The sequence below is a fragment of the Mycobacterium gastri genome, from assembly GCF_002102175.1.
In the GTDB taxonomy this organism is placed as follows: domain Bacteria; phylum Actinomycetota; class Actinomycetes; order Mycobacteriales; family Mycobacteriaceae; genus Mycobacterium; species Mycobacterium gastri.
In genome coordinates, this window is the sequence record NZ_LQOX01000004.1 from 1 (window position 1) to 12,670 (window position 12,670).

Here is a 12,670-nt window from a genome sequence, read left to right on the forward strand (position 1 = left end):
TTGGTCACCGCCTGGGCCCCGGGGCGGCGCATGTTCAACGCCTACGGCCCCACCGAGGCCACCATCTGGGCCACCTGCACCACGCCGCTGTCACCCGGACAACCCATCACCATCGGCGCCCCGATCCCGGGGGTGTGCGCGCTGGTGCTCGACGCCCGACTCCACCCCGCCCCCATCGGCGTGGTCGGCGAACTGTATCTGACCGGGCCCGCCCTGGCACACGGCTATGCGGCCCAACCGCAGTTGACCGCCCAACGATTCGTGGCAAATCCTTTCGGGGCGCCCGGAACACGGCTGTATCGCACCGGCGACCTGGCGCGCTGGACACCCCAGGGAACACTGGACTGCCTGGGCCGCGCCGACACCCAAATCAAACTGCGCGGCCAACGCATCGAACTCGGCGACATCGAAAACGCCCTACTGGCCTGCCCACAGGTCACCCAAGCCGCCGCCACCGTCCACCACACCACCACCGGAACCCCCCACCTCATCGGCTACATCACCCTCGAGCACACCAGCCCCGCCTCCACCGTCGTTCAAGACGCCGAAATCGTCGAACAGTGGCAATGGATGTACGACGAGCTGTACCGCGCTGAAATTCAGGTGTCGGAGCTCGGCATGGACTTTCGGGGCTGGAACAGCAGCTACACCGATGAACCGATTCCAGTCGAGGAGATGGTGGAGTGGCGTTCGGCCCTGGTGGATCGGATCATGGCCCTGCGGCCGCGGCGAGTGTTGGAGATCGGCGCGGGCTCGGGGCTGGTGTTGTCCCAGATCGCCCCGCAGTGTGAGCACTATGTGGCCACCGACATGTCGGCGGTGGCCATCGACAACCTTGCCCGTTCGCTGAAGCAGTCGCAGATTCCGTGGCGTGATCGGGTCCAGCTGCTGACCCGGCCGGCCCACATCACCGAGTCACTACCGCAGGGCTACTTCGACACCGTCATTCTCAACTCGGTGGTCCAGTACTTCCCTAACGCGGAATATCTCGCCGGCCTCATCGACAAGGTCGTGGATCTGCTGGCCCCGGGCGGGGCGGTGTTCATCGGCGACGTCCGTAACCACACCCTGCAGGGCGCGTTCCACACCGCCGTCGCGCTTGCCCGCACCGCCGGCGCCCCAACCATTGAAGCCACCGAGATCCGCCAGCGGGTCCGCCGCGCCATGCTCAGCGAACGCGAGCTACTACTGGCCCCGGAGTTCTTTACCAGTTGGGCCGCCGACCATCCGTCGGTGGCCGGACTCGACATCCAAGTCAAACGCGGATCGGCCGACAACGAACTCAACCGGTACCGCTATGACGTCATCATCCACAAAACTCCCACACCGGTACGTTCGGTGGCCGCCGCACCAACCTGGGAGTGGGCCGCATGCGCGGGCCTGAGCGGACTGCACACCCGGTTGACATCCCTACGGCCCGCCGCCGTGCGTGTCACCCACATACCTCGCGCCGGATTGATCACCGACGTCCAGCTCGGACACGCCGTCGCCGACGGGCTGTCCCTGACAGATGCACTCGCGCAAGCCACCGGCGACACGGCCATTCCCGAAGAATTGCACTGCCTCGGCGAAACCACCGGCTACCACGTCGCCGTCACCTGGGGCGCCCAACCCGGCACCGTCGATGCCGTCTTCATCTCCGACCCCGGCCCGCTTACCGGCCTCTACTCACCCCGTACCGGGGCCCACCAACACACCACTAACGCCAATGATCCTCGCACCAACACCAAAATCACCGCGGTGCGTCAGTGGTTGGCTGCGCGGTTGCCCGACTACATGGTGCCGGCTCAGGTGGTGGTGCTCGACGAGTTCCCATTGACTTCCTCGGGCAAGATCGACCGAAAGGCGTTGCCGGCACCAGTGTTTGCCGCCACACCTTCCCGACCGCCGCGGACCCGGACCGAAGAAGCCGTCGCCGACGTGTTCGCCGAGGTGTTAGGCCTGGACCGGGTTGGGCTCGACGACGACTTCTTCGCCTTGGGCGGGGACAGCATCGTGTCGATTCAGGTGGTGTCGGCGTGCCGGGCTCGGGGGGTGTGGTTGTCGCCCCGGGATGTGTTCGAGTGCCGGACAGCTGCTCGCTTGGCGGAGGTGGCCGCGGCGGCCCCGGCTGGCCCGGCGCTGGACGAGTTACCCGGCGGCGGTGTGGGTGACGTGCCGCTCACCCCGATCGTGTGGGATCTGGTGAACCGCGGCGGCGGCTTCGACCGGTTCGTTCAGTCGGTGATGGTGCAGTTGCCGGTTGGTGTGGATCGGGCGGGAATCGTGGAGACCGTTTCGGCGGTGATGGCGCGCCACGACATGTTGCGGGCCCGGTTGTGGCGGGATCCGTCGGCGGGTTGGCGGATGCAGACCCGTGAGATGGGTTCTGTCGACGTGGATACGCTGCTGCACCGGATCCCGTTTGCGGCCGATGCGCTTCCGCAGAAGTTGGCGTCGCTGGCCAGCGAGGCGCTGGACGCCGCGGTGGATCGGTTGAACCCGTCGGCGGGATCGGTGCTGCGCATGGTCTGGCTGGATCCTACTGGCGTGCAAGGTGTTTCAGATCGCTCGGGCCGGCTGGTCATCGTCGCACATCATCTGGTGGTCGATGCGGTGTCGTGGCGCATCATTGTGTTTGACCTGATGCGGGCGTGGGAGCAGGTGGCCGCGGGGCGGCGTGCTGTGCTGCCGCCGGCGGGCACGTCGATGCGCCGATGGGCTCACGGGCTTCAGGAGGCGGCCCGCCGGGGGCAGTTCGACGCCGAGCTGGCGGCGTGGGCCCAGATTTCAGACGGCCCCGATCCGTCAATGGGATCTCGTCCTTTCGATCCGGGTGTCGATGTGATGTCGACGGTGGATCGGGTGCAGCTGCGGTTACCGCACGAGGTGTTCGAGCCGGTGCTGACCACCTTGCCGGCGCTGTTCCGAAGCGGTGTGCATGACGGGTTGCTGGCGGCATTGGCGGCGGCGGTGGCGGTGTGGCGGTCGCGCCGCGGGGTCGCCGAATCCTCGGTACTGGTTCATCTCGAAGGCCACGGCCGCGAGGAGGCCGTAGTGGCCGGGGCGGATCTGTCACAGACGGTGGGATGGTTCACTTCGGTGTTCCCCGCCCGGCTGGACGTGTCCGGTATCGATGTCGATGACGTGTTGCGCGGCGGGGCAGCCGCCGGTGTGCTGATCAAGGCCATCAAAGAGCAGCTGGCCGCCATCCCGCAACACGGCATCGGCTACGGCGTTTTGCGGTACCTGACGCCGGCCGGGGCCAGCGCCTTGCCGGACGCGGGGCATCCCCAGCTCATGTTCAACTATCTCGGCCGTATCGCGGGCACCGAATTGTCGGCCGGCTCAAGTGATGGCGCATGGTGGGTCACCCCGGACTTCACCGCACTGACCAGCACCCCCGACGCCGACATGCCCGTACCGGCCACCATCCAGATCAACGCGATGGTGCTCGATGACGAATTCAGCGCCCAGATCGCTTATCCGGCAACACTGCTCGCCCAAGACGACGTCGAAGAACTCGTCGAGCTGTGGCGGGCGGTGCTGGTCGGATTGGCCCGGCACACCCAACTGCCGGGAGCCGGCGGCCGCACCCCCTCAGATTTCCTGCTGGTATCGGTTACCCAAGACGACCTGACCACCTGGGAAGCGCGTTACCCCCGCCTGGTCGACGTCTGGCCGTTGGCGCCGCTGCAGGCGGGCCTGTTCTTCCACGCTCTGCTGGCAGCGTCCTCCGTCGACGCCTACACCGTGCAAACCGTCATCGACATCGCCGGCGAGGTCGACACCGCGCGCCTGCACGCCGCCGCGCAAGGCATCATCGACCGCCACGACAACTTGCGCACGGCGTTCGTCACCACCTCGCAGGGCACCGCGGTGCAGGTCGTCCTCGCCGACGTCGAGGTACCGTGGCACGAACTGGACCTCACCGGCTCGGCCAACGCCGGCCAGGACTTCACCCGATTCACCCAGTCCGACCGGCTGCAGCAATTCGACCTGACCACCCCGCCGCTGCTGCGTTTCACCCTGGTAGCCAAGGGACACAACAAGTTTGCGCTGGTCATCACCCACCACCACATCCTGCTCGACGGCTGGTCCTCGCCGATGCTGCTGCAAGAATTCCTCACCCTCTATGCCGCCGATGGCGAGCATTCAGCGCTGCCGCCGTCCCGGCCATTCCGCGACTACCTCGAGTGGGTCGCCCTGATCGACACCGAGCAATCAGCACAGGCATGGCGTCACGCGCTGGCCGGGTTGGACGAACCCACCATGCTCGCCGCGGTCGATCCGGCCCGCCAAATCGCTTCTGCCCCAGCCAAACACGTCCTGGAATTCGACGACCAGCACAGCACCTGCATTGCAGACTTCGCCGCCCGGACCGGGGTCACCCTCAACACCGTCATCCAACTGGCATGGGCGATCGTGCTGAGCCACTTGACCGGACGCGACGACGTCGTCTTCGGGACCACCGTCTCCGGACGGCCCGCCGAACTGCCCGGCGTGGACACCATGATCGGCCTCCTCATCAACACCGTGCCCACCCGCGTACGCATCATCCCCACTGAAACCGTCACCGCGGCACTGCATCGCCTGCAATCCGAACAAGCGACTCTGATCGATCACCACCATCGCAGCCTGGCCGACATTCAGCGCCTCGCCGGCCCCGGAGCCGCGTTCGACACTGCCCTAGCCTTCGAGTCCTACCCCGTCAATACCACCGCCCTGCGACAGCTCCTTGAATCCTTGGGTGAACTGCACGTGGAGGGGTTCAAAGTGGCTGACGCGACGCACTATCCATTGAGTTTGGCGGTTAGTTTCGATGCTCGGTTGCGGGTTGAGTTCAGCTACCTCACCGAGGTTTTCGATGCCGCCGACGTCGAGCGGATCGCCGGCTTCTACCGTCGGCTGCTTGAGGCGGTGGTGGCGGATGGGCCGGTGGTGGTGGGTGAGGTGTCGTTGCTCGATGGCGGTGAGCGTGAGCTGGTGGTGTCGGGGTTCTCTGGCGCCGGGGTGGCGGCGCCGGTGGGGGTGGTGTCGCAGGTGTTGGCCGCGGCGGTGGCGGCCGATCCGGACGCGGTGGCGATCATCGACGGTGCCCGGCAGGTGTCGTATCGCCAGCTCGATGAGTCATCGACGCGGTTGGCGCGGGTGCTGATCGAGGCGGGGGTGGGGCCCGAACGCGCGGTGGGCGTGGCCATGGACCGATGTGCCGAGCTGGTGGTGACGTGGTGGGCCGTGGTCAAGGCCGGCGGGGTGTATGTGCCGGTGGATGCGGCCCATCCCGTCGAGCGCATCGCCGCGGTGCTCGACACGGTCGACGCGGTGTGTGTGCTCAGCTGCGCCGCCCACAGCCTGGCCGGGGCCGGGGCGCGCCCGGTGCTCCGCGTCGACGAGCTGGACCTCTCGGATCGCCGCGCCGACCCGATCACCGACGCCGAGCGGCGCTCGCCGCTCAGCGTGGACAACACCGCCTATGTGATCTTCACCTCCGGCTCCACCGGCACCCCCAAGGGAGTGGCGGTCGGCCACGCCGGCCTGCTGGGGATGGCCGCGGCCCAACGCGAGCTGTTCGCAGTCGGCGCCCAGGCGCGGATCCTGATGGTGGCCGCCCCGACCTTTGATCTGTCGATCTTCGAATGGTTGTGGGCGGCCGGATCGGCGGCGCCAGTGGTGGTGGCACCCCCGCAGGTGTATGCCGGCGACGCGCTGACCAGCTTGCTGCACGACCAGCAGATCAGCGCCGCCATCCTGACCCCCACGGTGCTGGCGTCGCTGGACCGCACCCGGCTGGGCGGATTATCCACCCTGATCGCCGGCGCCGAACCCTGCCCGCCGGAATTGGTCACCGCCTGGGCCCCGGGGCGGCGCATGTTCAACGCCTACGGCCCCACCGAGGCCACCATCTGGGCCACCTGCACCACGCCGCTGTCACCCGGACAACCCATCACCATCGGCGCCCCGATCCCGGGGGTGTGCGCGCTGGTGCTCGACGCCCGACTGCACCCCGCCCCCATCGGCGTGGTCGGCGAACTGTATCTGACCGGGCCCGCCCTGGCACACGGCTACGCAGCCCAACCGCAGTTGACCGCCCAACGATTCGTGGCAAATCCCTACGGGGCGCCCGGAACACGGCTGTATCGCACCGGCGACCTGGCGCGCTGGACACCCCAGGGAACACTGGACTGCCTCGGCCGCGCCGACACCCAAATCAAACTGCGCGGCCAACGCATCGAACTCGGCGACATCGAAAACGCCCTACTGGCCTGCCCGCAGGTCACCCAAGCCGCCGCCACCATCCACCACACCACCACCGGAACCGCCCACCTCATCGGCTACATCAGCGGCTCAGCCTCCCTTGACCCCACCGCGATACGCCAGCAGCTCAGCACACGATTGCCCGCCTACCTGGTCCCGACTCAAGTGCTGCTGCTCGACAAGATCCCGCTGACCTCCTCGGGCAAGCTCAACCGAACCGCATTACCCCCACCGGTGTTCGCCGCCGCACAATACCGGCCACCGCAGACGCCGACCGAAAACACCGTCGCCGACATCTTCGCCGACGTCCTAGGCCTCGACCGCGCCGGCCTCGACGACGACTTCTTCGCCCTCGGCGGAGACTCCCTGCTCGCCACCCGGCTAAGCACCCGACTGCAACTAGCACTGAACACCGAAGTACCAGTGCGGTCTATCTTCGACGCCCCCACCGTCGCCGACCTCGCCAACCACCTGCACCGCAACACAAACACGATTTCCGTACAAGAAGTCGTTCCGGTTCAAACTCTGAAAAAGGGTGCCGGCATTCCGTTGTTCTGCATTCATCCCGGCGGTGGCGTGAGTTGGCCGTATCAGGCTCTTGGTAATTACTTGGACTGCCCGATCATTGGAATCCAGCAAATTCTGCAGGGCGAAGAAGCCGAACCTCGATCAATTCGCGATATGGCGAAAAACTATGCCGACAGGATCCAAGGGGTTTATCCCACCGGCCCCTACAACCTTCTTGGCTGGTCTTTTGGAGGCGTCGTCGCCCACGAACTCGCGATCGAGCTTCAGCGACGCGGATGTGCAATTGCACGTCTTGTCCTTCTTGACGCGGATCCCGGTATCGACGACATCCAGGATCTGGGCGACTGGAGGAAGCAGATAGAAGTCCTGCGCTTCTATGGCATCGATGTTCCCGAACAAGACGAACCGCTCACCTACGAGCAGATAGAAAAACTGATCCGAGAGCCAGGCGCCACCGAATTTCTCCGATACAAACCGCTTCTGGATTTGTTTGTGCAAAACATCGCAAGTGGTATGGCGTTGTATCAGACCCACGAACCCGATGTATTCGATGGTGACATGATCATATTCTCAGCTGTGCGGGATGAGAGCGATCGGAGTTTGTCTCTGCTGCAAAGTTGGCGACCTTACGTTACGGGCGACATTACCGTGCACTCGGTCAACTCCACGCATCAAGAAATGCTGACCACCCAATCGCTCTGTATGTACGGCCGACAACTCGAACGCACATTAATCCGAGCCGGATCCACTGAGGTTTCCGGGCTCTTTTGCACGCCCGACCAGCTTGTGGGCAGAACGAAGCCCAATGTTAAGTGGTCGCGTTCCGGTCGCCCGACCTGCGCCGCCGGCAAGCATGTTTACGAGGACCAACATCAACGGGTGACGCAATCTTCAAGCGAATACTCGCAGGGCGTGTCATGAGCGGACCATTACGATCGTCGGACGTCGCCACTGAGGCTGCGGGAGCCTCTGGGCGTCCCGCGTTACGGCTGGAGGCGGTGAGCCGAACCTATGGATCCGGACCGACAGCAGTGGACGCGCTCAAGGATGTCAACCTCGAGGTTTGGCCCGGTGAGTTCGTCGTAATACTGGGTCCGTCCGGTTCGGGCAAAACGACGCTGCTCAATCTGGTGGGCGGCATCGAAGCGCCCACGTGTGGACGAATCCTGGTGTCCGGTAACGACATTGCCGCGCTAAGCGCTAGGAAGCGCACAGCATATCGACGGGACCAGGTTGGTTTTGTGTTCCAGTTCTTCAACCTGGTAGCGACCCTGACTGCGCTCGAGAACGTCGAGATCATCGCTGAACTCGCCGGCGAGGATTGTGCTCAGCGCAGTCGCGGAGCTCTGGTGAAAGTCGATCTCACCGACCTCGCCGGCCGGTTTCCCGGACAGATGTCCGGTGGTCAGCAGCAACGGGTGGCGATTGCCCGTGCCGTCGTCAAAGAGCCGCCGCTGCTGCTGTGTGACGAACCGACCGGCAGTCTGGACCTGACCACAGGCCGGCAGGTTTTGGCGATGCTGCGAGAGTTGGCCCGGGAGGGCCGTCACACCGTCCTTCTGGTTACGCACAATTCCGCGATCGCCAAGATTGCCGATCGGGTGGTGTGGTTGCGCTCCGGAAGGGTCGCCCATCAGGAACGGGTCGCTGCCCCGGTGCCGGCGCAGGACCTCGACTGGTGAGCCGCATCCTGCTGCGCAAGGTACGCCGGGATCTGTGGCGGCAGCGCTCGCAGTTCCTGGCCGCGGCGGTCGTGATGGGGATCGGTGTGGCGGTCTTCGTCGGCGCCACAGATGCCTATGCCAACTTGCAGCAGTCATTCACCCGGGTCTATGCCACGCAACTGCTGCCGGATGTTGTCATCAGCGGGCCCGGCGTGTTCGGGCTCGACGAGGCTGCCCGAACCCTTCCCGGTCATCCCAACGTTGAACTTCGCCAACAATCTGACGTCAGTATCCGGATCAAGGGCCGCACCCTGTTCGGCCGCGCAGTCGGCGTGCCCGTTGCAAACCAACCCGCAGTGTCGAAGTTGGCAGTTCGATCCGGTGGTCTGCCGCCTCGTGGGTCGCTGCTGGTGGACGAGCACGTCGCCGCCCATTACGGCCTGCATCCGGGCGACACCATCGAACTGCTTGGACCGTCCGGTTGGCGCCCGGTGTCCGTTTCGGGGTCTGCCGTGTCGACGGAATATTTGTGGCCGGCCCGCTCGCGTGCGGAGACGGTCACCACACCGGAGTACTTCGGCGTGGTGTTCGTACCAGCACCCGATATGGTGCAGTTCGCGGCTGGCCCGGCAGATCAGCTGCTGGCGTATGCGCGCGACCGCGACCAAGCACCCGCATTGGTCACCGCTGCAACGGAATTGGCGTCCTCACACGCAATGGTGGCCACGTCGCGCGACGAGCTGCCGTCCTATAGCTTCTTGCACGACGGCATGGAATCGGTAGGCAAGTTCGCAAGACTGCTGCCCTGGGTGTTTCTCGTGGCAGCGGTGGTCGGGACGCAGGTGCTCTTGTCGCGACTGGTTGCCGCGCAACGAGCGGTGATCGGCACCCTGTCAGCCAACGGACTGTCCGGCCGAACGATCCTTAGCCACTACCTGACTTATGGTGTGGCGGTCGGACTTGTGGGGACCATGGCAGGGACGATCGGCGGCTATGTTCTCGGTGGCTGGTACACCGCCCAATACACCCAGGCATTGGGACTGCCGCAGCGCGCGACATCGCTGTATCCCAGCAGTCTGCTGATCGGAGCCATCGCCGGCGCTGCGGCATCCGCACTTGCGGCGTGGGCCCCGGCGCGCGCCGCATCGCGGGTGAGCCCGGCGGAAGCGATGCGAATCGCGCCGACCAGCGTACGCGGCGGCGTAAGCGTCGCGGAACGACTGCTGCCGCCGCTGCGGCGTATACCCACCCGCTGGCGAATGACGTTGCGCGGCATCACCCGCAACCGTCGCCGAACGATCCTTACCGTGGCCGGGGTGGTGGCTTCGGTCTGCCTGGTGATGGTGTTCGCCGGCATGCGCGACACCGTCAATGGCGTCATTGATCGACAGTACGGAGAGATCGAACTTCAAGACGCTCAAGTCATCACCGCCGCGGGCGCTGCCGATGCCGTCGCGGATACCTTACGAGCCGACCCCCAAGTCGCCGCAGCAGAACCGTACACCCGACTGGATGTCACGGTGCAGGTTCGCAACAACCGCTATGACACCCTGCTGATCGCCTTGCCGCGGGCAACCCAGATGCACCGCTTCCCATTTGGTCGATCCAGCCGCGACCTTCCCCCCGACGGTGTGGTGCTGGGAGCGGGCTTACGGGCCATTCTCGGCGTCGCCGCCGGTGACAAAATCGCAATAACCAACGCCCAGAAAGGAATCCGTCTTGAGCAACCCGTCGTCGGCTTCGCCGACGAGCCGATGAGCCCGGTCGTATATGTCGCGGCCGAGCAAGTGCCTGCCCTTGTGCCGTCGGGCGTGTTGCTCAAGCTGGCCCCCGGCGTCAACCAGGATGCGAAGGGCCAGGACGTGACGACGTTGCGCGGCGTGGCGGCCTATGTGCCCACCGACTCGGTCTCCGCCACCATCCGCAAGGCTTTCGAGCTATATAACGTGCTGGTTGCACTGACCTTGTTGTCCGCCGGTGTGATGTCCGCGGCGCTGCTCTACAACGCGATGTCGGCCAACGTCAGTGAACGCACCGGTGAGCTCAGTACATTGCAGGCCGCCGGAATGGATGCCCGCCTACTGGGCCGGTTGGTGGCGGCGGAGAATATGACCCTGGTTGCGATCGGTCTGCCGGCTGGTCTGATAGCCGGGACGTGGCTCGCTGAATCGTTCTTGGCGACCTACGTAACGCAGGGGTATCAATGGCACCTGATGATGCACACCACGACTCCGCTCCTTGTCACGGCGGGGGTCCTGATCGCCTCACTGCTGACGCTGATCCCGGCGTTCCGCGTCATCGGACGAATGGACGTGGCCAAAGTGGTGCGTGAGCGGACGTTGTGAGCACCCGTGCGCTTGGTGATATTACCCCTATGGGGTATAGACAGCGGATGGACATGGCCACTGGTGCGGTTGGGCACACGTTGGGGTTAGCCGATTCGATGACACCGGAGATGCTGCGGATGCTGATCCTGGGGCCTACCTCATCGGCGGCGGTGATCGGCGCCGGTGCAGGCCGTGGCGCCCACGTCGACGGTCGGGCGGTTGCCGGGCGATGACCGGCCACCCAGCGTAGCCGCCGCTGCTGCGCCGGGTGTGCCGTCGTCGTTGTCATATCCCCCGGAGTCCGCGGCGCCCAGGGAAGCGACGAGGGCTCGCGGCGACGCGACCACCGGCTCATCGCCCGCGGCAGGATGGGCCGGTCGTGCCCTGTTGCCGTGCTTCGCAACTGAGCGAGCGATACCTTACGACACGAGCCGGATTAAAGGCGTTGTCGAAGCAGGACCGGAGGCATCCCGGCGATTGGCGCATCCCGAGCTTTCGGCAGAGCTTCGTGAAATCATTTGCGGTATAAGTGGATCCGCGGTCGGTTATGAAAGATCACGCCATCGATCACGGCGCGCCCGCCGCGCACCGTGGCGGCTATCTTCATCGCGTCGCCGGCTAGCTGGGCGTCCGGGTGCTCCGACCATCGGGCAGGTCAGCAGCCGGCGTCCGCACAAATCAAGCCTCGAGGCCACAAGGGCTTCCCCTCGCCGGCGGGGGCTTCAGTGATGTCGTCACGACGGTGTTCACACTGAGCTTCCAACCCTCGTCGACCAGGTCGGCGTGGATGGGGAGCCGGACTCGGGTAACGACAGGCACGGTGAGCAGCTCACCGTCGGCTGAGCGTCAACGTTCCCGCGGTCTTGAGCACCCGGTCAGCGGTGATCTTCTCGGCCCGGCGAGCCTCGCGCTCGAGATAACGCTGCTTGGAGTCCTCGAATTTGTCGCTGGCCTCCTCGAGCTCCTTGATCAGCACGGCAAGGTCGTCGCGCATCCACGCGCCCTCGCCGGTGAAGTCCTCGCGCTCGAAAATCCGCCACTTCCGCAGCACCGGCATGACCACCTCGTCGAGGTGGATGCGCGGGTCATAGACGCCGCCGACGGCGATGATCACGGCCTTGCGGCGGAACTCCGGCACCGTGAAGCCGGGCATCTTGAAGTTCCGCAGAATCCGGTGCACCGACTTGATCGCTTGGTTGGGCGCAATGTCGAGTCCGGCTGCACTGACGTCCCGGTAGAAGATCATGTGCAAGTTCTCGTCGTGAGACACCCTGGCCATCAACTGCTCTGCGATGGCGTCGTTGCTGGCCTTGCCGGTGTTGCGATGCGACACGCGGGTGGCCAACTCCTGGAACGAGACATACATCACCGAGTCGAATACACTCTCAGCAAACATATCGCCCTGGTAGTTCTGGCCCGGGCTGAAGCCCCGCGTCATTTGCTCCATGCGAAGCTTCTCCAGCTCGACCGGATCCACCGCGCGGGTCACCACCAGGTAGTCACGCAACGCGGTGCTGTGCCGGTTCTCCTCGGCGGTCCACCGGTTGACCCACTGCCCCCAGGGACCATCCATGCTGAAGTTCATCGCGATTTCGCGGTGGTACGACGGTAAGTTGTCCTCTGTCAACAGGTTCTGGACCATCGCCACCTGGGCCACATCGGTGAGCTGGCTCTGCCCGGGCTCCCAGTCCTGGCCGTCGAGAGCATAGAAATTCTTGCCGTCCGACCAAGGAATGTAGTCGTGCGGGTTCCACTCCTTGAACATCGAGAGGTGGCGGTTGAGCAGCTGCTCTACCACGGGCTCAAGTTCGTTGAGTAGCTGTAGGTTGGTCATTTCCTTCGGCATAAGGGGTCTCCCAGCTATGTGTGCCGTTCAGTAACAGTGAATATATCTGTGAACCACGGTTACATGCA

5 protein-coding genes are annotated in these 12,670 nt (G+C 65.0%); 4 read left to right on the forward strand and 1 reads right to left on the reverse strand.

What is annotated here, in order from left to right; genetic code table 11:
- The 4 genes from AWC07_RS00775 to AWC07_RS26395 all read left to right on the forward strand — a co-directional run.
- Nucleotides 1-7,686, forward strand: a 7,686-nt coding sequence (locus AWC07_RS00775) for a non-ribosomal peptide synthetase (protein ID WP_139829462.1), incomplete at its 5' end; no start/stop codon positions are given.
- Nucleotides 7,683-8,447: an ABC transporter ATP-binding protein gene (locus AWC07_RS00780; RefSeq protein WP_084293510.1), complete on the forward strand. Its 765-nt coding sequence runs from the start codon at nt 7,683-7,685 to the stop codon at nt 8,445-8,447. The genes AWC07_RS00775 and AWC07_RS00780, both read left to right, overlap by 4 nt.
- On the forward strand, nt 8,444-10,774 hold the full coding sequence (locus AWC07_RS00785) for an ABC transporter permease (protein WP_036413052.1): 2,331 nt from the start codon (nt 8,444-8,446) through the stop codon (nt 10,772-10,774). The genes AWC07_RS00780 and AWC07_RS00785 overlap by 4 nt, the downstream gene beginning before the upstream one ends.
- Nucleotides 10,775-10,803: 29 nt before the next feature.
- Nucleotides 10,804-10,989 (forward strand): hypothetical protein, encoded by a 186-nt coding sequence (locus AWC07_RS26395; protein WP_139829463.1) that lies wholly within the window; start codon nt 10,804-10,806, stop codon nt 10,987-10,989.
- A 596-nt stretch (nt 10,990-11,585) separates the two neighbouring features.
- Here the strand turns inward: AWC07_RS26395 and AWC07_RS00790 are convergent.
- A complete protein-coding gene (locus AWC07_RS00790; protein WP_036413054.1) occupies nt 11,586-12,602 on the reverse strand; it encodes an acyl-ACP desaturase in 1,017 nt (338 codons plus the stop codon).
- Between the last annotated feature and the right edge of the window lie 68 nt (nt 12,603-12,670).